Origin of the sequence: Paenibacillus montaniterrae, from assembly GCF_018403185.1 — a bacterium.
Taxonomy (GTDB): domain Bacteria; phylum Bacillota; class Bacilli; order Paenibacillales; family Paenibacillaceae; genus Pristimantibacillus; species Pristimantibacillus montaniterrae.
Genome location: NZ_BOSE01000009.1, coordinates 187,153 through 210,644, shown reverse-complemented (window position 1 = coordinate 210,644; position 23,492 = coordinate 187,153). Strand labels below are relative to the sequence as shown.

The window sequence follows — 23,492 nt, the reverse complement described above, 5'->3', positions numbered from 1 at the left end:
TCGCTCCATCGCCCTAAAGCTCGGCCAGGTCAAGCATCGCCTGATACACTTTGTCCGGATTCAGCATAAAAAATTGCTCCATGACCGGGTTGTACGGCATCGCCGGAACATCCGGGCCGCACAGGCGTCTGATGGGAGCGTCCAGCTCGTAAAAGCATTCCTCCGCAATGACGGCAGCCACTTCGCCTCCGACGCCGCCTTCTTTGTTGTCCTCGTGAACGATCAGCACTTTTCCAGTTTTTCGAGCAGCCGTAACGATCGTTTCCTTATCCAACGGATAAAGCGTACGCAAGTCTACGATGTGTGCGGAATACCCGTCCTCTTCGAGCCGAGTCGCCGCTTCCAGCACAAAGTGCAGGGAAAGCCCATACGAGATAACCGTAATATGCTTTCCTTCCCTTCGAATAGATGACTTCCCGATCGGAACAATGTAATCCGAATCCGGTACTTCTCCCTTGATTAATCGGTAGCATCGCTTATGTTCAAAAAATAGAACAGGGTCCTCGTCCCGAATCGCCGCTTTTAGCAGCCCTTTGGCATCGTAAGGGGTAGATGGGACAACCACCTTCAGACCGGGTATATTGCAGAACATCGCTTCGACGCTCTGCGAGTGATAAAGCGAACCATGGACACCTCCGCCGAAAGGCGCTCGAATAACCATCGGACAGTGCCAATCCCCGTTTGAGCGGTATCTCATTTTAGCTGCTTCATTCACGATCTGATTGACGGCAGTCATCATATAATCAGCGAATTGGATTTCGGCCACTGGTCTCAATCCAAAAGCAGATGCACCTACGGCTATGCCTGCAATGGCTGCCTCCGACAGCGGCGTATCTATGACTCGCTTCTCGCCAAATTCCTCAAGCATGCCCTTGGTTGCCCGAAATACACCGCCGCGCACTCCGACGTCTTCCCCAAGGACAAATACTCGCCGATCACGCTGCATTTCCTCTCGCAAAGCCTGCGAAACAGCCTCAATAAATGAGATGACGGTCACCAGACTCACCTCCTGCCAGGGCATAAACATGCTTCAGAGCATCCTCCGGTGCTGCATCCTCGGCACGCTCCGCGTATTCCGTTGCTTCGTCGACTTCATGCTCGATTCGCTCATGCATATCCAGCTCCGTTCGTTCATCGAGAAGTCCGGCTTCCTTCAAATAGCGGCTGAACGAGAGGATGGGATCGTTCTTTTTCGCTTCCTCTATTTCCTCGCTAGTGCGATATGTCCGGTCATCGTCGTCGCTCGAATGAGGAACCGGGCGGTCGACGACAGCCTCGATCAATGTAGGGCCCCCTCCTCTTCGAGCCCGGTCTGCTGCCTCTTTCACAGCCTCGTAAACGTCGAGCGGGTTGTTGCCGTCGACAACAACGCCGGGAAAGCCATACCCGCTCGCCCGAGCCGCGATGCTCTCACTGGCAACCTGCTTGTTATAAGGAACCGAAATCGCATACTTATTGTTTTCGCACAAGAAAATAACCGGAAGCCTGTGTATCCCGGCAAAATTGGCTGCCTCGTGAAACTCGCCTTGGCTGCTTGCACCATCACCGAAGGAGGTCAACACAACGAATGCCTCTCCCATTATGCTGCCGGACAAAGCAATCCCAACCGCATGCGGCACTTGGCTTGCAACAACGCTGGATGTTGACAAAATACGATTTTGTTTGCTTCCGTAATGGCACGGCATTTGACGTCCACCGCTGTTCGGATCCTCAGCTTTAGCGAAAGCAGCCAGCATCAATTCCTTGGCCGTCATCCCAAACACAATCGCCATCCCCATGTCCCGATAATATGGACATAGAAAATCGTTCGACTGATTCAGCGCATAGGCAGCTCCTACCTGTGCGGCTTCATGGCCTTGACAGGAGACCAGAAACGGAATCTTCCCGGCTCGGTTGAGCAGCCACATCCGTTCATCGACTTTACGCGCCAGAACCATCGCTCGATATATGTCTAAAACCTGTTGATCCGATAAACCCAGCAGCCGATGTTTGATTTCCGTCTTAAGGTCCAAATTATCCCCCATCATCATGAATCCCTCCATTCTAGACTACAAACGTCTGACCAATGCTTGCCTTAGTAGACGAGAACGTTAAGACTTTTCAAGGTCCGGGTTGACGGGAACGGCATCCATTCCACTTGCTCGTTCACCAGCTTCAGATGAGCATACTTGTCAAAAAGGGTCTGTAAAGCAATCGCTCCCTCTTTCCGTGCTAGCGGCGCGCCTAAACAAAAATGGGCAGCATATCCGAACGCCAAATGCGGATTTTTTTTGCGAGTGATGTCAAATTGGTCGGGATTAACGAATACGTCAGGGTCCCGGTTCGCAGCCGCAATCCACCCGGTCACTGAATCTCCCCGCTTCAAAGCATGACCTTTATATTCCATGTCTTCTCCGACCTTGCGGTGTCTTAGTTGAAGAGGCGTCTCAAAACGCAGTACTTCTTCTATAGCGGACTCCATCCATTCCGGTTGTGCTCGCAGCAAATTTTGTTGCTCCTGATACCGGATCATCAGATAAATGGAGCTGGCTATCATGCTGGCCGTAGTTTCGTGGCCGCCGAGAACAAGGCCAATACAATTAGCCAGCAGCTCATCCTCAGACATATGCCCCTCTTCGTAGGTTGCGCGGACCAATTTGCTTATCAAATCATCTCGAAGATTGCGAGAACGGTCATGTACAAGCTCACGAAAATAATGTTGAAACTCAATCATGGCTTGATTGGCATTCATAAGCATTTCCTTCGTTGGCTTGTGGTCCGTTGAACGGATAACTTGCGTCGACCACTTTTTGATCAAATAACGGTCTTCCACGGGAACACCCATCAATTCTGTGATTACAAAAATAGGTAGCTGGTTGGCATAATCGCGTACTAGATCAATAGTTGATCCTGGTTCAAATTCTTGGAGAAGATAGCGTGAAATGTCTTGAATTCGCGGCTCCAGCTGTTCAGCAAGACGTGGAGTAAAGGCTTTGTTGATTAGCGAACGAAGGCGGGTATGATCAGGTCGATCCTGTAAAACGAGCAATTGTTTTAGATGATCTTCCAGAACTCGGATTTCTGGGGGAGTTGGGGGAAGTTGATCCGCCGGAAGTGCATTTTTTAACTGAATGACGAACCGCTTGTCCCGAAATGCAAACTGGACGTCCTCATAAGTGGTAAAATGCCATAAAGTAAAGACACGTCCATTTCGATCAGTTTGCGGTTCTTTATAAATCGGACAATAAGTGTGTACTTTTTTGAAAACGGCGTATCTGTCTTGTTGGAATTCTAACGACAACGGATTGAATTCATAGGTTTGCTGAGCCAAATGAGTCCCTCCCACGCATATTTTTCATTTCGACCAAAACGTTGCCAAATGCCTACTCACGACACGCGGATGTTGAGCTCTTTCAATACCCGCCTTGACGGGAACGGCGCCCATTCTACTCGCTCATCTACCAGACCCAGATGAGCATACTTATCAAAGAGGGTTTGCAAAGCAATTGCCCCCTCTTTCCGTGCCAATGGCGCACCCAAACAAAAATGAGTAGCATAACCGAATGCCAGATGTGGATTTTTTTTGCGGGTGATGTCAAATTGATCGGGATTAGCAAAGACGTTAGGGTCCCGGTTTGCAGCCGCAAACCATCCGGTCACGGAATCTCCCTGCTTTAAAAAATGTCCCTTGTACTCCATGTCTTCTGCTACCTTTCGATGTCTCAGTTGTATAGGTGTCTCAAAACGCAGCACCTCTTCAATAGCTGATCCCATCCATTCCGGCTGTGCGCGGAGCAACTCCTGCTGACTTTGATGCTGAATCATGAGATAAACAGAGCTGGCTATCATGCTGGCCGTGGATTCGTGACCTGCAATAACGAGATTAACGCTATTGCCCAGAAGTTCATCCTCGGACATGCGCCCTTCCTCGTAGGTGGCTCGAATCAATCCGCTCATCAGATCGTCTCGCTCATTACGGGATCGATCATGAACGAGGTCACGGAAATAATCACGAAACTCAATCATCGCTTGGTTGGCAGTTGCCAGCATCTCCTTCGTTGGCTTGTGATCCGAAGCTCGTGTCAATTCAGTCGACCACTTCTTCATCAAATCACGGTCCTCTACCGAAACACCCATTAACTCAGCCATCACGAAAATGGGCAGCTGGGTGGCGTAATCGCGTACTAGGTCAAACGTCGTACCTGGTTCAAATTCTTGGAGAAGATAGTGTGTAATATCGCGGATGGTTGGCTCTAATTGCTCAGCAAGACGTGGGGTAAAGGCTTTGCTGAGCAGTAAACGAGTGCGGGTATGGTCAGGCGGATCTTGGAAGACGACTATATTTTGCATAAGATGATCAAGAACCCGTATTTCTTCAGGGACTGGGGGGAGTTGAGCGGCCGGAAGCGCATTTTTCAGCTGCATGACAAACCGCTTGTCCCGATTGACAAACTGGACGTCCTCGTAAGTCGTAAAGTGCCAGGAAGTAAAGGCTCGTCCACTACTATCGACCTGAGGCTCTTTATAGATCGGGCAATGAGTGTGCACCTCTCTGAAAACAGTATACCGGTCTTGTTGGAATTGTGACGACAACGGATCAAATACATAGCTTTGCTGAACCAAATGAAAAACCTCCCTACGCACTAGTTTTACTCCGGTTTTATGGCGCTAACAATAAATTTGTTGAAAAAGTAGACTGACTGTGGCAGCTTCATGCATTCCAGGTACTCTATCGCAAACCTCTCCTGCTTTTCTTTACCTCCAAGCACTTTTTCATGAACAGCCGATGCATTTTGCAATATCATGCGCATCATCTCCCATTGCTCCTGGTTGTCTGTACCTGACCACGCAACCGTTTCTATCCTCCAGGAAACGGACATTAGACCAGCCTCTAGCAACAAGGAAGGAAGCTTTCGTCCTACAAAGCAATCATGCTCAGGATATGCCGCCCATTTTCTCAATCCCTCTGCTACTGCGGGAGTTTGAGGATACAAGTTCATAGTGGCACCATCGATATCGATTATGACGAGGGTGCCGCCAGGCTTTAATACGCGCACCAGCTCTGCAATAAGCTTGCTTCTGTTTTCCGTGTTTTGATGATGAATAACAAAGCGAGAAATGATGAGATCGAATTGTTCGCTTGTGAAAGTCAGCTGTGTTAAATCCTGCTCTTCGAAGATAAGATTTGGAATGTCTTTAGCGGCCTCCCGGGCTTGCTCGAGAAGGGATAGAGTAAAGTCGCAGGCAACCACCCGAGTAGAAGGAAACCTTTCCGCCAGGTAGCGGCTGACGATCCCCGTTCCACACCCTGCATCCAAGATGCAGGCACCGTCTTGCACTACAATGTCCTGCAACTCCTGTCGATAGTCGTATCCGGGTGAATTGGATTGCTTCTCCAGACGATTAAACTCCTCTTTATGCTCCAGCATGTAAGCCATAATTCTCCTCCAGTACACATCAAAAATAATGTTACTACTCTCCAGGGACACTTCATCCACTTGAGGAATTAAAGCTTTTGCGTCATTCAGATCACCTCCTCATTTCGCAGCGCTGATACCGATGAATAAACAGGAATTTCAAATAAATTACATTATATTACAATCCAAATTTAACATGTCTCCAGATTAAAATCGATAGTTCATTAGACCGATCTTGCGATCAATCTTAAAAACCCAGCCAAGTGTTGTAAGTGCAAGGAGCCGAGTGATCACCCGGCTCCTTGCTGATGAAATAATTGCAGTACCAGCTATCGAGCTTGCCGAGAATAAGTTATATTCAAGACAGCTTTTGTACCGTTTGAAACACAAACTTATGCAGATCGCAGAAACGGCGGCCTAGCAGTTCATATCCCTCGGCTCCAGGGTGCAAACCGTCGGTCAAAAACGCTGCATCCTCCGGCCCAAGCCAGTTCAGACCATCCTGATAATACAGCTGACGATCCCCGCGCTCCTTGAGCAATTCCACGACATCCTCAATAGCTTCACGCATCATAGGCAAGGTAAAGCCGAGCGAATTGAGCTCCGTTTCACGGACAGTGCCATAAATCGGAGAAATGACCAGCAGCGGAGTCTCTTTATGTTTGTCGCGTATCGTCTGCAACAGCCCAATCAGCAGCGGCTTGAACATGCGCGGGCTTAAGGTGCTTGCGCCATAGATGTTCACGCCCACACATATAGAGATAAAATCAGCCGGCAAGTCGCGAATTAACCGCCCGATCATCGGCTCCATGTGACAATTGCCGGAGAAGCCGAGATTGGTCAGGTTGAAGCCGCAGTCCGCGGCAGCAATAGCAGGCCAAGCGCGCGAGGGGCTGGAGGCCGCGACGCACTGGGTAATAGAGCTGCCGTAAGTAATCCAGCGAGGCCGGGTGTCCGGCAGCGGAACCCCGACAGCTTGCGAGCTAATCTGCAGCCCGGTGACGGTCATTCCTATATTTTGCGGGAGCCAAATTTCCAGATCCTTGATGCCACGCTCAAGTCCGCTAAACAAGGCTGTTGTCGCTCCTGCAGGCAAACTGATTGTCTGGCACAATTCTCTGTCTGTTACACAATCGAGAGAGGCGGCAGCCGCCAAAGGCGCGAAGGATACTGCAACCTCTGTGGAGTCCGTGCGCAGCCGCAGGCGCACACCGGCGCAAATCTCGGCTTTGCCCCCAATTCCATCAGGCGGATACAGTGCGTAGTCCATGTAAGGAATACGCCATGGCTTGATTCCATCCGTCTGATGTTGTAGCGATACGGCGCCGTGAAACCACTTATCCGTTAAAGGAAGCTGTTTCACAGCGTGTTCCCTTCCTTCTGCTCCGCAGCCGCTCTAAAATCCTCTCCTAGCCATACATCCTGTTCCAGCAGCCTCTGCTGAAGCTCAGCTACCGAAATGCCGCGCGAGTCAGTGCCGTCCCGCAGCGCTAACGCAGCCGCCGTTCCTGCGGCTTGGCCCATGGAGAAGCAGTTCGGCATTACCCGCAAGGAGCCTTGCACCGCTCGATCTGAAGACACACAGCGTCCGGCAACCCAAAGGTTGTCGATGCCTAGCGGCAGCATGATCCGATACGGCACACCGTGTGAAACTCCAGGCGGCAAGTGGTTGAAGGTCATTTCGCTTTTGCTGTTGGCGAGATGAATATCGATGTAGTATGCGTTGCGGGCAATATCATCCGGGAAGGAACGCGCAGCAAGGAAATCATCGACCGTCAGGATGTAGTCCCCTTCGATCCGCCGTGTCTCCCGGATGCCGAGCTGCTCCCCGCTCGCCACCATATGGGCGTGCTCAAAGCCCGGCACATAGCGGCGGAAAAATTGCAGCTGGCGCTCCGCCGTGCGTCGTCCTTCAATCGCCCCCCGCGTCAAATCCTCAGCAAGGGTACCGTCAATATCGAATACATGGCCAAAGTTGACGCCTACCAGATAGTCACTGATCCAGGCAAGACCGGAGATCGACTTGCGGCCCTCTGGCAATGCACCCTCCTCGATCGCTTGCTCCACCGTCTTATGCAATTGGCCCGTATCTCCACTTTCCTCGAGAAACCGTTTGAACTTCGAACGGTTCACATTTGCAAGCAAATAGCACATGCTGCCAGGTTGAAGTTCACCTGCTTCCCCTCCCTTCTGAAAAGGAACTCCCGCAAGAGCAGCAATATCGCCATCTCCTGAACAATCAATAATATATCGGCAGGAAATGAAGGAACGTCCCGTTTTATTAACGACAACAACACCTTGGACCGTCCTGCGATCCTTGGACAGTACAATATCATAAACAAAGGTGTGATACAGCGGCATTACGCCGCTTTCCAGAATGGCATCATCATAAACCCGCTTCAACACCTCGGGATCAATCGGCACCCAATCCAGTATTTCTTGATATTGCTCAAGGTACTTAGGACCACATGCCTGCTTCATTCGTTCCATCAATTGAAGACCGAGACCACGAATAATCGGCTTCTGTTTATCTGTAAAGGGACAGAAAGCCGGGACGAGCGCAACCGTGCCCATGCCGCCAAGAAACCCTCTTTGCTCCACCAGCATCGTTTGTGCCCCCGCTCTCGCAGCAGCAATCGCCGCGGCGATTCCGGAAGCGCCTCCGCCGATGACCAGCACATCTACCTCGTGAGCAACCGGAATGCTGGCAGATGGCAGCGTAATATGTCCGTTCATAGAAACCTCCCCATTCTGTACAGGTTTGATCATTTTCATAATTGCTTATTTGACTATGCCGTCCAGACAAAGACGCAGCAAATCATCGACATGCGCAGTTGCCAGGCATTCTACGGTGTCGGCTGCACCGTAGTAAATTTTGACCTCACCGGAATCTTCCAAAATCATTCCCCCTGGAAAAATCACATCATTGCGAAAGCCCCCACTAGTTTCATAGGCAGCTTCTGGCGCAAGCAGCGGTGCCTCTGCCCTGCCGATGACACGGCTGGGATCAGCAAGGTCGAGCAGCATAATGCCGGTTGTATAGCGTTTCTTCCAGCTGTCTTCCCAACCGTTCTTGCCCCGGCTATGGTCGATATCCACGGCATGGAACAGGGTCAGCCAGCCTTTGTCCGTTTTGACAGGCGGAGCGCCGGGACCTACTTTGTCATTGGCATAGGCGACATCCTCAACGGCCAACAGCAGCTTGGAGTTGCCCCAATATTTCAGATCAGGCGAGTCGCTGATCCACATGTCAAATCGATCCGTTCCGCCCCGGCTATATACAGGCATTGGACGCTCCAGCCGCACGTACTTGCCCCCGATCCGTTCCGGGAACAATACCATGTTGCGGTTGTCCGGCAGCGATAGACTTAACACCTCGAAGGAGTTGAAATCCTCCGTTACGGCGATACCGCCGCGCAGCCCATGCCTGGTATCGACCGCAAAACATAGGTAGCACCGTTCGTCGATTACCGTCAGACGCGGATCATATACACGGATAACCTCCTCATCATGCCAGGACCAACACGGTGCTGGCTGCACATCCCACTTTACGCCATCATCGCTAAAGGCCAGTCCAAGATTAGTTGTATGATGAGGAGCAACAACTCCTTTATGTTCATCGCCGTAGTCATTGCGAAAAACCATTACATATTTACCTTTATACTTGGCAACCCCAGCATTAAAGACCAGCGCCGGGCCATAAGGCACATCACTCGAAGATAAAACCGGATTCGCAGAATGCCGGGTAATGACTGGACTGGAAAACAAAGCTCCTACTGTAGAATCACTCATATGCATTTTGCTCCTTGTACATGGAATTTGAAATTAACCTTTGACTGAACCAGCCGTCACTTGAATAAACGACTTGTTCGCCACAATATAAGCGAGCAGCATCGGCAGAATAGACAGACATGCTCCTGCCATCATCAAATGAATCTGCATCGCCGCAGAAGAACCATAACGAAGATTCGCCAGCCCAACGGTAAGTGTCTGCAATTGCGGATTCGTCATCGTAAACACCAGCGGCAAAATGTATTCGTTCCAGGCATGACGAAAAGCAAATAGTCCAGCTACACCAAGCCCTGGCGTTAAAAGTGGCAGAATCACCCGGAAGAAGGTTCGAATAAACCCGGAACCATCGACCATTGCCGCTTCATCAAGCTCGCGGGGGATCGCTTTGAAGAAACCAATCAGCATAAAAAACGTGCTGGAATGAGCGCTGATCAGAATCAGGATTACTCCCCATAGCGTCGTATTCAGATTCAATGCGACCATCAAATCAAATTGCGGACGCAGCACAATAGCGCCAACAGATATAAACATCATCGAGGCTTGAGTCGTCACGTATAGTGATTTGCCGGGAAAATGACGCCGATCCACCACATAAGCCGCCATCGCAGCGACCAGCAAGGTGCCTGCTGTAGCCATAACGCTGACAAAAGCACTGTTCCAGGTATAGCGGGCAAAATTGGCTTGCTTCCAAGCTTCCACATAGTTGACGAATTGCGGCTTGGCCGGCAGCAAGCTGCCGCCGGTCATCATTTCGGCGCCAGTCTTAAGCGAGCCAGACAAAGTCATCAGCAAGGGAAATAATGTCAGTATCGCCGTTATCAATAAAAACAGCCACATAACCGCACGGCCCACTGTGCGGCCGGAAAACGGGCGGGCAGTACTTTTGCCGCGTCCGCCCGGCTGTTGGATTAACAACTGTTTGTTCATTGCACTGAACCTCCTGTAAGCTAATACAACTTGTTCATTTTACGGCTCAATAAAAAATACAAGCCTGTAATCGCTCCAACAATAACAGCGGTTGCGAAGCCTACGGCGCTGCCATATCCAAGCTGCTGCTCCACAGGCGAACCCGTGGATACCGGGAATAACAGTTTGTACAAATAAAGATACATAACCTCGGTTTTACCAATCGGTCCGCCTTCCGTGATGAGCATAATGCTCTCATAACCTTTCAATGATGCAATAATCGCCAGCATAATAACCATCTGGGCAACTGGAGCCAGCATCGGAAGCGTAATGCTCCAGAACCGTCTAGCGGCGTTCGCACCGTCAATGGCCGCACTCTCGTACAAATCCTGCGGAATGCTCTGCAGTCCGGCCAGAAACAGCAGCATATAATTGCCGACCGCTCCCCATACCGCCACAATAATAACCGTAAGCATCGCATACTTCGGTCCAAGCCAGTCAATCGGCTGCGAAATCAGATGCAGCTTCATCAAAACAGTGTTAACCATCCCATTGTAGGAATTAAAAATATTGTAAAATACAACAGATATAACTGCGGTGCTGATGATCGTCGGCATAAAATAAATCCCGCGCAGCAAATTTCCGCCGCGCAGCTTGCTGTTCAGGATGACCGCCAGCAACAAGGACAATGGCAGCGTCAGCAGCAGCTTGCCTCCGGCATAGATAAAGGTATTGCCAACCGATTCCCAGAACAGCCCGTCGCGCATCAGCAAACGGAAATTGTCCAGGCCAACGAACAGCGGATCGCCGTAGCCGGCATAGTCATAAAACATATAACGAAGCATCCAGAGCAGGGGATAGATGCCTAAGGCAGCTGTTAAAATGATGCTCGGCGACAGAAACAGCGCATTCTCCCCCAGTCGTTTCCACTTGAAATGCATGATTTGTTCCTCCTTTGGGGAAAGAAAAGGGGCATCCGCCAAAATGCGTGACAGCCCCATCCATTACTGTTATTCTCCCTGCGGTTTGGCAGGATCAAAGGCAGGGTTCGGCGTTACAGTAACCTCGCCCTTCTCCACCGCTTTGGACAATGCGGCGTTGTATCTGGTGTTCAAATCGTCCGTAATCGCTTTCACATCTCCACCTTCAAGGATATATTTGAAGAAAGCGTCCGCATAGGTGGAACCCTCAGGAGTAACGTTTGGCGAAGCCGGCCAGAGCGAATCGTGCTCCCCAACCAGGAACCCTTCCATGCCGCCGATCTCCGGATCTTTGGCCTGTTCCACAATGCTTGGCACAATCGCAATCCCGAAGCCTTTTTCATGATAAGTCTTCAGAACCTCGTCACCGTACATATACTGCATAAATTTCCAAGCCGCTTCCTTATTGGCTGATTGAGCACTGATGCCAAGCCACGTTCCAGCAGATACAATTTCGGAAGTTCCCTTGATCTGCCCGTCCAGTGTTGGAGCCAAAGCTCCGCCCCAATTGATTTCAGTCGGAAATTGATCCTGATACACGCCCGGTTCCGTCGAGAAGGAAAGATACATGCCAATTTTACCGGCGGCGAATTGAGCGCGCAGCGGATCGATGTCCAGCGCTTCTGCGCCAGGCAGAATACTTCCGTCATTATACATTTGCTTGAAGTATTCAACGACCTGCGAATAAGGCGCGAAATCAAATTGTCCTGTTTTCAGATCAAAGCCAAGCCCTTGATAACCGCTCAAGGAAAGAATCTCTCGGATCGAACGATCAAATGCCTGCTTCGGATTTTTGAAGTTTAGTGCAAAGCCATAGATGCCCTCAGCTTTGCCAACCTCGGTAATCTGCTTGGCGGCGTCCACCATTTCCTGCAGCGATACCGGCGGATTCTCGATGCCCGCTTTGGCAAAAAGGTCCTTGTTGTAGACCAGGCGCAAGGTGAGACCGGTGTTGGCGAGCGAATATACCTTGCCTTCAAAACGATTAACATCGTCGATCAGCAGGTTGCCAAACTTTGCTTTCAAGTCATCGGTAAGATACTCGTCAATGGGCGCGAGATAGCCTTTTTTAACAAATCCGGCAGTGTTGGCGCTCTTTAGTCGCAGCACATCCGGCGCCTGATTGCTGGAAAATGCAATGTCGACACTTTGCGTGTAATTCTCGGACATGACTGTCAATTCCACTTGAATATTGTCTTCGTTTGTCTCATTGAACTTGTTGATCAATTCCTTGATATACTCCTGGTCGTGACGGTCGTCAGTCCAGTACTTCAACTGTACAGGTGTGCCCGTCTCCGTTGAGGACGTTGCTGTACTGCCTTCAGAATTTCCATTCGCCGCAGCGCCATTGCCATTGTTATTGCCGTTCCCGCTGCAGCCTGCTGCGATTGCGGCAATCAATAGAAGGCACAAGACGAGACTTGACCATTTTTTTCGCATACATTCCACCCCTTTAATTGACATTTGTATTGTGAGCTCGTTTTTATTATAGGCTCTGTTTCCCAGAAAAGGAGTGAGGCAGATTCACTCTCAAGGGACAGAATTCTATGGTCTGTGCAGTATGCTCCCGGCCATCCTCATGCATACTTATGCCTCCGGCCGCTCTGGATGATAGCTCGCCCTGTACTCCGATGGCGTCTGTCCGGTCACCTTCTTGAACATCTCGCTGAAATATCTGCGCTCCTCATAGCCTACAGACGCAGCCACCTCCTGCACCTGCGCTCCCTCCACTAAAAGCTGCTTCGCTTTCTGGATCCGTTCCCAGGTCATATACTGTGTAACCGTCATCCCGGTCACGCGCTTGAACAAGCTGGAAAAGTAGCTGGCGCTGAGATGGACATGGGCGGCGCATTCGCCAACGCTAATATCCTCGGACAAGCGGCCCTGTATATAATCAATAGCTTGATAAATTATCCTCTGTCCTTCGGATAAGCTGTTGCGCCGCACCAAATCGGCTCCCTCTGTACATAAGGCAAGCAATTGACGCTGCAAAGAGGATAGTGGCACTCCCGCTATCCCTTGTACTGCTTGGAATCTTTGAATCAGCGGCTGAATGTCTGAATACGGAATCATTTCATAAAAGGTGCGGATGGCGGAAGCCGCCAGCTCATTGTACAGGCTGAGGAGATAATCCGGATTTTGCTGGGCAAAACGTTGCCGCAGTGTCTTCGAAATGACAGACAAAATCTCGTTCGTTCGGTCAACATTCCCGGAGCGAAGAGCCAGCAACAGCTCATCCTTATGCTCCAGAGTCAGCGGCTCCTGACTGCCGCTCTGATGAATATCATCATACCTAATAGCCGCATTGCCCTCAGTGAACAGATGATAGGAGAGCGCTCGATGAGCCTCGCGGCAGGAATCCGGCAGCTCGCTGATCTCCTCCACTCTGCTGCCGACTCCGATCGAAACCGTAAACTTCGTATAGCGTTCAATATTTCGGCAGATTTGTTCGGCAATTTCGATTGGACTGGCTGCTACTGTATCGTTTAGTACGGCCAGATGCCGATCATGACTAGTGCGGAAAACGACACACCGCGCATAGTCGGCAAGCGTCTCCTGCATAATATTCAGCAAAGAAAAACGGATCAGCTCCATCTCCCGCACAGGCTGCTCGGCAACCTGCTCCAGAAAACGGTCAATTTCAATTAGCATCACTACGAAGCCCCTTGGCTCCAGCTCAATATTCAAAAACTCCCACCGTTCCGAGGCTTCTTCCCATGAAGTGCGGTGGCTTGTGAGCAGCGCAAAGTATTCCTGCCGCAGCACCGGCATGCTCTCACGGAGCTTATTCTCCATCTTTTGCAAATTGAGCAGTCTGGCTCTCTCATCCATCACCTCCGCTTTTGCTCGCAGCACCGCGGACATAATATCTTCTTCTGAAAAGGGCTTTACTACAAAATCAAACGCCCCCAGTTGCACCGCCTGCTGCGCGTATTCAAAGTCGGCATAGCCGCTGATCAAAATAACCTTGCATCTGCGGTTTTCTTCCAAAATTGCGCGCAGCATGCTCAGCCCGTCCATTCGCGGCATCCGAATATCAGTGATGACCAGATCCGGCCGCAGCTTGTCGATCAGCTCAAGCCCCTCCTCGCCATTGCTCGACACACCTGCGACCCGAATCCCCTGTTCTTCCCAGTTCATCGCGGACAGCCCATCGACCACGCTTTTAATATCATCGATAATACAAAGACTGATCTCCTCAGGATTGCTCATCCAAATGCTCTCCTTTCTTAGGCAAAGAAATCCGTATTTCAGTTCCGCGCTCCGGCGCACTGTCCACATGAAATTCCGCACCATCCCCATAATAGAGCCGGAGCCGCCGAATCAGATTGGACACCGCGTACCCTTTCTTCGATTCGATCCAAAAGAGCGCTTTCACTTGATCTTCATCCATACCATTGCCATTATCACGCACAGCAATCGTCCAGCGCTCCTCATCTCCAGTAATGTCAATCTCAATTCGACCGCCGTGCTTCAGGTCGCGAAAACCGTGCAAAATACTGTTCTCCACCAGCGGCTGCAACACGATGCGTGGAATGAAAAGCGCGGAAAGCTCCGGTTCACCCACATCAATCTTGTAGGAGAACAACCCTTCATAGCAGTATAACTGCAGCTCCAGATACTGGCGCACATGCTCCAGCTCTTTCGACAATGTCGTAATTTCCTGACCATTGTTCAGCCCGAGCTGGAATAGGCGAGAAAGGGACATAACCATTTGCTGCGACGGCTCAACCTGCTTCAACTTCAATTTCCAGTAAATAGTGTTCAATGTATTATACAGAAAATGAGGGTCCATCTGCGCCGATAACGCCTTGATCTCTGCAGTTCGCTTATGCGTCTGTGCCTCTGTGACCTCGTCAATCAACACCACAATCTGCTCCAGCATCCGGTTGAAGCGGAACCCTACCTGCCCCAGTTCATCCCCGCTGCTACTCTCAAAACGAGCGGTCAGATCATTGTTCTCCACCCGTTTTATCACCTTCAGCAACCCTTGCAGCGGCTTCAGCAAATAGCGTGCAAATGCGCCCGAGATCAGTGTCGTGACAGTAAAAACAGCCAGAGCAACCCCGGCAATCAGCCATTTGACATACACCATATCCTTCAACACATCGGCCCGGGAACGAATGGTAGTCATCGTCCAATCCGCAATGCCGAGACGGGCATAGTTGAGCAAATAGGTTTGTCCATCCAATTCAAAGGATTGACTGCCTTCCGAGCTGTTCATCATGCCGCTCAGATTTCCTGTATCCACTGCCTGTCGGACCAACTGCTCCTTCACGGGATAGACTGTCTCTCCCTCAGCATTCAGCAAGAAGCTGGACGCTTCTTCCCCGTTGTCCCCCTGCACCAGCTTGCGGAAGCCATCTTCACGAATGTTCACGACAATATAAACACCGCTAACCGGAGTGTCGAAGATCGGTTGCAGAATGAGCGAGATGACGCGATCCTTGCCCGAGAAGAGCATATCCTCATGGCCTTCAACCCAAAGGTTCTTTTTTTCTTGCTCGATGCGCTCATACAAAAATGTATCCTCAAATGCGATGAGCCGATTGCGATTCATCGACGAAGGATAAAATTCACCAATCGGCGTAGATACGTAAATCGACTGAATTAACGGCTCAGCAATCCGCGCTTGCGAGAAAACGTTGTCAAGATCGTTGAGATGCGTATAATATCTGCTGGCATCCCCGGAGACGACATCTCTCAGCATGTCGTAAAAAGGCTGGCTGATCATAAACGTCATCATAATCAGCATCAGTTTGTTCAGCTTCTCATCCACGATCTGTGCAGAACGAACAACTGTATCCTGCGTGAGCTTTAGCGCATTCTTTTCCAGCGTGACAGCCGAAATATAATAAGACAGCCCGCCGGTCATCAAGACAGAAAGTACAATGACAGCTAGAAAAGCGACCTTGAGTTTGTGACGGAACGATTGCTTGCGGGGGTAATTCAAGCTTTTCACACCTTCCGTTTAAAGTCTCTATTCTTTGATTATGTCACTGCAGCCATTGTTCGACAATGTTAAAAAACGAAGCTGTCCCGAGCAGCCAATTCATGGCTTCAGGACAGCTTCACAAGATCCTATTTGTGCGATCGACCTGCAGCTCAGCTCTTTTTTGCCAGTATGGAAAGCTGATCTGGCTAAATAGAAGCAGGAGCCAGAACCACAGCGTCATCAAAAGCTACACCTGCTGAAGTAGTCCGGAATCCGATTTTACCCGCTGTCAATTCCGTTACAGGATTCGTCCATTCCACTTGCAATTGTCCATCTACATAGCCTTTGATGGTATTCCCCTGGATCGCAGCCTTAATCGTATACCACTGCTTCGCCTTGGCTGTGAAAGGAGTGCTGGATACAAGGGTCATAACATTGTTCACCGATTTGTACAGCTCCAGCTTTTGGACTGCTGAATTGATTCGATACATATAATAATTGCCGGAATCCTGTACCCTGAACACAATGCCTGCATTGGCATTACTAATTGGCATCTTCACTCTAGCTTCATACGTATAATCCGTCCATGAATCACCGGCGACAATAAGCGCCGGGGCTGAATTATTTTGGATCAACACTTTCGAGTCATCGGTTGCCACACTCCAGGAACCTGATGATGACGTCCACCCGGCCATATTACCATCTTCAAAATTGTCGCTGAAGCGAATAATCGGGGAAACAATGACATCGTCAAAATGTACGCCTGCCGAAGTGGTGCGGAATCCGATTCCTCCTGTTGTTAATTCTGTTACAGGATTGGTCCACTCCATTTTCAACTCCCCATCCACATACCCTTTGATCGTATTCCCTTGTATAACAACCTTAAGCTTATACCATTGCTTTTCTGCAGCTGTGAACGGAGTACTGGCCAGGGAAGTCAGTTGTCCATTAATGGATTTGTACAATTCCAGCCTTTGATTCGATGAATTGATTCGATACAAATAATAATGATTGGCATCCTGCACCCTGAAAATAATGCCTGCATTGGCATCGGTGATCGGCATTCTCACTCCTGCCTCATATGTGTAGTCCGTCCATAAACTGCCGGAATTGGCGGTAATCAAAGATGTAGTTGTCTGATTCCCACTGGACAGCACCTTATTTGTGCCAACGGTTGGGACATTCCATCCACCTGCAACAGACGTCCATCCCGCTATATTTCCAGCTTCGAAATTATCGCTGAACATCGGCGAACTGGAATTGGCAAAAATGATCCCCTTTACATTGTTATTAACGTTAATATTCAAGTCGTTCAGATTTGTTGCAAGCTTGCCTTCCACATAAATATCTGAAAATGTGACGCCGCTAACCATTCCGCCTTTGGTGGCATTCCCGGAAAGTCTGGATTTCTGAGATCCCGTCTCACGAACATTGATGTTCTTGACGATAACATTGCTTATATCGCCAGAAGTGCTGGTAGAAACCCCAAGCCAATAGTTTCCGAATTGATTAATGCCAACTCGTTCAATATCAATATTTTCAAACGTAATATTTTGAGCGTAGCCTTCCTCCGGAAGTGTATTATATTGGTAGCCATGGTCAACAAGCAATGCCCGGGCGCTTTGGAAAACATATGAATTGCGGATCGTTACGCCAATCTGCGGCTGGGCAACTCCCATGCCAATCTTGAAAGCCGCGCATCTTGTCCATGCTAAAGCATCATCAAAAACTACATTTTCCAAATGCTCAAGCTGACCTGGCCAGCCTTTGGACATCCCCGTTTGCAGCCAGGTTTTAGTGGAATACGTGTCGTCATCCGATATAGCAATCGCGTGTTGAACAAGCACATTCTGACTCTCATTTATATCGATAACGTCATTTTCGAGTTTATATAAATCCTGGAATCCCTTAAGATTTTTTATCGTCACATTGTCGGAACGAACAACCATAAACGACCAAAATCCGCTATCTCTCAATATTAAGCCATCAAAAGTAAAATTTGAGGTGGCGATCGGCACCAGCAGATTATTCAGAAACCCTTCATTTTTATTCGGAGCCGGCATCTTGCGTTCTCGCATTTCTATGCCTTTTCCATCAATCGTTCCCCTTCCCCGTATCGTAATATTACTGGAGTCTATCGCTGTACGGATAAAGTACGTTCCATCTCTATTCAACGAATCCTTGCGAAAATCATTGGCATAGTCTTCGCCCTTGCCCGTGCCGACAATGACGGCGCCTCCGGCAAGGTAAAAGGTTACATTGCTTTTTAAGGTGAGATTCCCGCTTTTATAGACACCCGCAGGAACAAATACAACGCCGCCGCCCGCTTGATGGGCGTCATCAATCGCCCGTTGAATCGCGTTCGATGCCATCAATGTCCCCGTATTATCTGCGTTGTAGGGCGCCTCTGTCACATTGTAAATCCCGGGGCCAGTAGACGAAGGAATATCTGTCTCCAAAGGATCGGCGGCAATGACAATTTTCTTCCTCTGGTCGTTGATTTTTACAATCACATAGGTTGAAGATGAAAGCGAGAACGTCAGCTTGTTCCCGTTGACTGTACCCTCGATGTTTTTAGCCTGTGGGCTGATGGAATAAGATGTGATCGGCACATTGTTGGTAACTTCGATGCGAACGGTGCCGGAAAACGAAAAATGAGCGTAATCATAATCAGGCAAATAGCTGATTACAGGAATTGCTTCGTTATCTGCTTTTAATGAAAATACACTGGATGCAGTATAAATGGATGGCATCGGGTAATTTTGAATTGTGGCTGGAGCAACGGCGATTTCGGCCGAAGCTGACGGATCAGCGGCATCAGTTACATCTGCTGAAGAAATAGAATAGCTCTCAATCTCGGATGCATTAGCCGTTCCGGGTAAAAATGCTGTAATCATAACGGCAAGCACGACCAATAGATTAACTGCGTTTCTCATAATTGCATGCATAAAATACCTCCTCAAAATTATTCATCTGCCCATCAATAATCGACTGTCCACATTCATTATAATTGCTGCACAAAAAGAAAAGAGTGGGGCAAGCCCACTCTCCAGGGATACATTTTAACTGTTCATTATTCATTCAAATAAATTTGTACGCGATTTTGAATTGTCGCAGCCACTTCCTCAGCTGATTTCTCGCCTGCAAAAAAAGTGCTTGATTCTTCCGCTATAATACTCATTAAGCGTGGATCGCTGTGCAAAAACCGTCCTTGTTGTTCAGCAAATTGCACAATTTCCTGTACACTTTCACTACTTACGCCAGAATTCTCTGTATTTTGCTCACTTTTATTATCCCCGCCCATAGATTTAGCTTGAGCCAAGCTAGCACTTTGCAACTGACTGCTCAACGCCGCTTTATGGATAGGAAATGCCATAAACATAGCTGGGTGAGATTGCATTTCTTCAGAGATCAAATACTTTAAGAACTCCCACGCTTCTTGTTTAACAGCCGACTTATCATTGATCGCCAACATCAGATTTGATGAAAATACCATACCGTTTTCATTGCCGTTAGCAGGCAGGTTCCAGATTTGGCGCTCGGCTTGCATCGTTTGATACAACAGTATAGGCGCAAAAAACGTTTCATCTCGAAATACATCTCGATCTTCAATTATCGCATTGTGACCTTCTGATAAAAGTCCATTTTTGTACATATCACGCACAGTATTTAAGAGCTGGATAAACGAAGGAGAATCAAACTTTGCTTGTTTGGCCGTTTGATCTACATATTGATTAAATTCGCTCAGCACCATCTTGGAAAGAAGATCGGATGGCGCCACGGCTCCCATAACCTCGAATGTGCTATCCTTTTCTACCATCTCCTTGCCCTTGTTAAGCAGGTCGTTCCACGTCCAAGCTGCTTCATCTATTTGTAAATCAGAGGAGTCAAATCCACTTGATAGCGTATGAATCCAAAATTGTACCGGCATCGCAACCAGCTTTCCTTCATGCTTTGCCGCATCAAGCACATTGGAGAAATAATCTTTATCCAAAAATTGTTGATCGTTATTTATAAATTCGCCAATGTCTGCTAGCAGTTGTTTTTCTGCATACTGGCCGTAATTCAAGTTATTCACTGAAATCAGATCGGGTCCTTTGCCCGACATTAACTCCGTATTCACCGTATTTCTGTAAGCTTCCAATTCCGCAGGGTCGACATCGCCTCTAAGACTAATCGCTTGCTGGGATGAGCTTTCCGGAGTAGTCGTATGTTCCTTAATCACGATATCGATATCTGGATTGGCCTGTTCGTAAGACTGAGCGGCTTGATCGAGCCAACCGATAGGATCTTTTTGTATCACGGAAATCGTCACGACCGTTTTCCCATCTGTCGACGTGGACGTACTCTTATTTTCACTTCCATTACTACCAACTTCACTACCACCAGAACTACTGCATGCTGTCAGAGAGACGCTTAAGATTAGCGCCACCATTGCTATAAACCATTTTTTCATTGTCGATAACTCCTCTCATTTTCAACGTTTACCATCTGACGCGTTCCCCTTCATTTAACGGCTCGCTGCTTTCCGTAACGACCTGCTCCTCTCCCAGCAAGCCATTTTGTATCACTTGCTTCGACGCATCTGTTTTTCCCAGCGTCACATATCGTTTTTGTACCGTAAATTGATTGCCCAGCGGTCCTTTCTTTTCTTCCACTACGTAGACATATTTCCCCTGGTTATCGGTATGCACCACATCCTTTGGAATCGTCAGGTTGGCTCGGCCGGATTTTTTCTCCCACTTAATCCCTACACGTTCACCTCCTTTTAAGTCGGATTCATAGACAGCAAAAGTCAGTTGCTTGCCTGAAACAGGAGAATTGGCCGCCTCCCCGCCTGCCGATCCGCCTGACTCTGAATTCATGTTGCCGGCATCCTCTATCTTTTCCAAGGTAGCCTGAACGGTTTGTCCTGTATTTCCATTGATGTACAACGACACTTCCTCACCGATCTCCAGATTGCTTGCAAGTTCCGCATCGACTGTCAACTCCCACATCAATCCTTGACTCAAATCAGCCATTTGCACGGCCGGCTGACCGGGATTGGACGACGTGCCCAATGTCGCATTCACTTCAGTAACCACCCCATCAATCGGTGCTGCAACGGTTGCTTGTGACTCATTTTTTTCTTGCATCGTACGGATCTTTCGTTCTTGTATCTCAATATCCAGCTTAAGGCTTTCCATTTCTATTTGGGCATTGCGCAAGGTTGATTCGTCCCCGGTTTGAGCCGTCAGTTTATAGTTTTCTTGCAATTGTTCAAGACGAAGCTGCTGCTGTTTTAAGCGGCTTTTTTCATCAAGCAAAGCGTTATGGGCTGTGGAGGCATCAAGTTTAATCAACACTTGGCCTTTTTCAACATAATCGCCAACCTCCACATCGATTTGTTCCACTTTCCAGCCAGATGCATCATATACCGGCACAATGTTCTGATGAAGCAGCGTGCCCTCTCCTTCAATTATGAAGGTCAACTCTTGAAAGCTTGGTGTAACTGTTTTAACTTTAGGCAATGTAATTTGCTGAAACGTGTTAGAAAAAAAAGTGACAACCAGCAGCAGCCCGAAAAAGATCGCCGCGGCCACCTTTACTGTTCTTTTTCGTTTCATTTGGGAATGTTCCACGACTTCCATACCATCAGCCTCTCCTTCCTAGTTGAGGGGTCTTAGCCCTTTACCCCCGATAATTGAATCCCCTCAATCAGGTCATTCTCTGCGTACAAAAAGACGAACAGCATCGGCAGCATATATAGCACAGCAGCCGCGAAAGCAAGACCAAACTCCCCTTCATTAATTTGAGCCAAATAGATAGACAAAGGACGCAAGTATGCATCATGCAAAAAAATCAGCGGCTGTTCTACCATATTCCAATAATCAATAAATACTAGAATCGTAAGCGCAGCTATTCCCGGCCTGGACATCGGTATCATAATGCGCGTAAAGATTGTCCAATATCCCGCTCCATCCATTTGGGCGGCCTCCAAATAAGCACGAGGAATGCCGATCATAAATTGGCGAACCAGAAATACGCCGAAAGCCGAAAAGATACCGGGAAGAATAATCGCCAACCTGCTGTCCAGCAATCCGAGCCAGTCCATCGCCAAGTAATTCGGAACCAATGTGACTTGAAAAGGCATCAGCATCGTGATGATATAAAGAAAAAACAAGCTGTCTCTGCCAACAAAAGAAAACTGGGACAATGCAAATGCAGCCATGACAGCAACTGCGGCTTGTCCGAAAACAATGGGAACGACGAGCAGGACGGAATTCCAGAACATGATCAGAAATTGCATGCGATCAAAGAGCAATGTCTTATATTGCTCCAGGCTGACCCAATCTGGAATCCACTTCAAGTGAAGGTATTCATCTGCTGTACCTTCCGTACTGTAATTAAATTGGATTTCCGCTTCGGTCATGAATGAATTGCTTATCGTAAAATAGAGTGGAATGAGCATGATGATAGCCATCACAAACAACATCACAGTCAATACAGTAGTTGATAACAAGATTCTCATCGGCCCTTCCCTCCTTAGTTCATGTGGAATTTTCGTTCAAATCGGAATAATATCGTCACAATGATGACGATCGCCGACGCCATTAAAAAGGAAGCCGCCGTCAGCTTTTGATAATCTAACGCCTGAAACATGTTGTTCATGTAATGCTGCAGCATATAGATGCTTTCATGCGGATAATCGCCTGCAATCAGGTATGTTTCCCGGAACACCTTAAACGAACTAATAATAGACATAATCAACACGAAGAAATTGGTTGGCGTCAGACAGACAAGCGTAATCGAAATAAATTTGCGGATTGGCCCCGCTCCATCCAAACTCGCCGCTTCATAGTACTCATCCGGAATATTTTGCAATCCGGCCAAAAATAAGATCATATTGTAGCCGATCGTCTTCCATAGATAGATCAGCATGACAACGGCTCTTGCCCATGATGTATTCATCCAGTCAATCGGTGTGTTCCCCCACGAAGTCCAAATCGCATTGATTGCCCCCTGCATATCAAACCATAATTGCCACACAACGATGATCGAGGCGACGGGAACAACGAGCGGCATTACATAAGCTGCACGAAGCCAATTCCGCAAAGGCAACGTCCGGTTCAGCATCAGCGCAAGTCCCAGCGATATGGCCATAACCAAAGGCACGCCCGTAAGCGTAAAAATCGCAGTATTAGAGGCGGCTTTGCGAAAAGATGCGCTTTGCAGCAGCTGCCTGTAATTATCCAAACCGACAAATGATCCGTTCGTAGGGCTGTCCATCAGCGAATAATAGAATCCCACAATGAAAGGCACGAGATAAAAAATCGTGAAGCCGATTAGGCTCGGGGCTAAAAATAGCAGGGCAATGGGGAATTTGGAGCGCAGCCATTTTCGTTTCATTTCTTCAGTCACCCCTTTCTCCTACAAACCATAGGATACGTGCCCGGTATGAAGTTGGCATGAAAAGTGAATGAACGCCATTTGAAAAATATG

18 protein-coding genes are annotated in these 23,492 nt (G+C 48.6%); all 18 read right to left on the bottom strand.

The genetic code is table 11. The features are described from left to right. Positions 1 to 13 precede the first annotated feature (13 nt). Positions 14 to 997: an alpha-ketoacid dehydrogenase subunit beta gene (locus KJS52_RS21195; protein ID WP_213519279.1), complete on the bottom strand. Its 984-nt coding sequence runs from the start codon at positions 995 to 997 to the stop codon at positions 14 to 16. Further along, positions 975 to 2,024 (bottom strand): thiamine pyrophosphate-dependent dehydrogenase E1 component subunit alpha, encoded by a 1,050-nt coding sequence (locus tag KJS52_RS21190; RefSeq protein WP_213519318.1) that lies wholly within the window; start codon positions 2,022 to 2,024, stop codon positions 975 to 977. Before KJS52_RS21190 ends, KJS52_RS21195 begins: the two co-directional genes overlap by 23 nt. Before the next feature lie 50 nt (positions 2,025 to 2,074). Further along, the gene (locus tag KJS52_RS21185) at positions 2,075 to 3,310 is read right to left on the bottom strand and encodes a cytochrome P450 (RefSeq protein WP_213519278.1); all 1,236 of its coding nucleotides are present in this window, start codon (positions 3,308 to 3,310) and stop codon (positions 2,075 to 2,077) included. Between the two features lie 56 nt (positions 3,311 to 3,366). Next, on the bottom strand, positions 3,367 to 4,602 hold the full coding sequence (locus KJS52_RS21180; RefSeq protein WP_213519277.1) for a cytochrome P450: 1,236 nt from the start codon (positions 4,600 to 4,602) through the stop codon (positions 3,367 to 3,369). A 26-nt stretch (positions 4,603 to 4,628) separates the two neighbouring features. Further along, positions 4,629 to 5,408 carry a class I SAM-dependent methyltransferase gene (locus KJS52_RS21175; protein ID WP_213519276.1) on the bottom strand — a complete coding sequence of 260 codons (780 nt, stop codon included), beginning with the start codon at positions 5,406 to 5,408 and terminating at the stop codon, positions 4,629 to 4,631. A gap of 346 nt (positions 5,409 to 5,754) precedes the next feature. Beyond that, positions 5,755 to 6,759 carry an SGNH/GDSL hydrolase family protein gene (locus tag KJS52_RS21170; RefSeq protein ID WP_213519275.1) on the bottom strand — a complete coding sequence of 335 codons (1,005 nt, stop codon included), beginning with the start codon at positions 6,757 to 6,759 and terminating at the stop codon, positions 5,755 to 5,757. Then, entirely contained in the window at positions 6,756 to 8,132 is a 1,377-nt protein-coding gene (locus KJS52_RS21165; protein ID WP_213519274.1) for an FAD-dependent oxidoreductase, read from the bottom strand. Before KJS52_RS21165 ends, KJS52_RS21170 begins: the two co-directional genes overlap by 4 nt. A 45-nt stretch (positions 8,133 to 8,177) precedes the next feature. Next, on the bottom strand, positions 8,178 to 9,188 hold the full coding sequence (locus tag KJS52_RS21160; protein ID WP_213519273.1) for a glycoside hydrolase family 130 protein: 1,011 nt from the start codon (positions 9,186 to 9,188) through the stop codon (positions 8,178 to 8,180). A gap of 33 nt (positions 9,189 to 9,221) precedes the next feature. After that, positions 9,222 to 10,115: a carbohydrate ABC transporter permease gene (locus KJS52_RS21155; protein ID WP_213519272.1), complete on the bottom strand. Its 894-nt coding sequence runs from the start codon at positions 10,113 to 10,115 to the stop codon at positions 9,222 to 9,224. Positions 10,116 to 10,135: 20 nt separating this feature from the next. Beyond that, a complete protein-coding gene (locus KJS52_RS21150; RefSeq protein WP_213519271.1) occupies positions 10,136 to 11,035 on the bottom strand; it encodes a carbohydrate ABC transporter permease in 900 nt (299 codons plus the stop codon). Positions 11,036 to 11,104: 69 nt separating this feature from the next. Next, the gene (locus tag KJS52_RS21145) at positions 11,105 to 12,514 is read right to left on the bottom strand and encodes an ABC transporter substrate-binding protein (RefSeq protein WP_213519270.1); all 1,410 of its coding nucleotides are present in this window, start codon (positions 12,512 to 12,514) and stop codon (positions 11,105 to 11,107) included. A 147-nt stretch (positions 12,515 to 12,661) separates the two neighbouring features. Further along, positions 12,662 to 14,287 (bottom strand): response regulator, encoded by a 1,626-nt coding sequence (locus tag KJS52_RS21140; RefSeq protein WP_213519269.1) that lies wholly within the window; start codon positions 14,285 to 14,287, stop codon positions 12,662 to 12,664. Beyond that, the gene (locus KJS52_RS21135) at positions 14,274 to 16,037 is read right to left on the bottom strand and encodes a cache domain-containing sensor histidine kinase (protein ID WP_246563835.1); all 1,764 of its coding nucleotides are present in this window, start codon (positions 16,035 to 16,037) and stop codon (positions 14,274 to 14,276) included. The genes KJS52_RS21140 and KJS52_RS21135 overlap by 14 nt, the downstream gene beginning before the upstream one ends. Positions 16,038 to 16,216: 179 nt before the next feature. After that, complete coding sequence (locus KJS52_RS21130) at positions 16,217 to 18,958, bottom strand: 3-keto-alpha-glucoside-1,2-lyase-like domain-containing protein (protein WP_213519267.1); 2,742 nt, start codon at positions 18,956 to 18,958, stop codon at positions 16,217 to 16,219. 125 nt (positions 18,959 to 19,083) lie between these two features. Then, on the bottom strand, positions 19,084 to 20,466 hold the full coding sequence (locus KJS52_RS21125; protein WP_213519266.1) for an ABC transporter substrate-binding protein: 1,383 nt from the start codon (positions 20,464 to 20,466) through the stop codon (positions 19,084 to 19,086). Between the two features lie 28 nt (positions 20,467 to 20,494). Continuing rightward, a complete protein-coding gene (locus KJS52_RS21120) occupies positions 20,495 to 21,616 on the bottom strand; it encodes an efflux RND transporter periplasmic adaptor subunit (RefSeq protein ID WP_213519265.1) in 1,122 nt (373 codons plus the stop codon). A gap of 56 nt (positions 21,617 to 21,672) precedes the next feature. After that, positions 21,673 to 22,521, bottom strand: coding sequence for a carbohydrate ABC transporter permease (locus tag KJS52_RS21115; protein ID WP_213519264.1), 849 nt, complete (start codon positions 22,519 to 22,521; stop codon positions 21,673 to 21,675). Positions 22,522 to 22,535: 14 nt separating this feature from the next. Next, positions 22,536 to 23,399 carry a carbohydrate ABC transporter permease gene (locus KJS52_RS21110; RefSeq protein WP_213519256.1) on the bottom strand — a complete coding sequence of 288 codons (864 nt, stop codon included), beginning with the start codon at positions 23,397 to 23,399 and terminating at the stop codon, positions 22,536 to 22,538. Between the last annotated feature and the right edge of the window lie 93 nt (positions 23,400 to 23,492).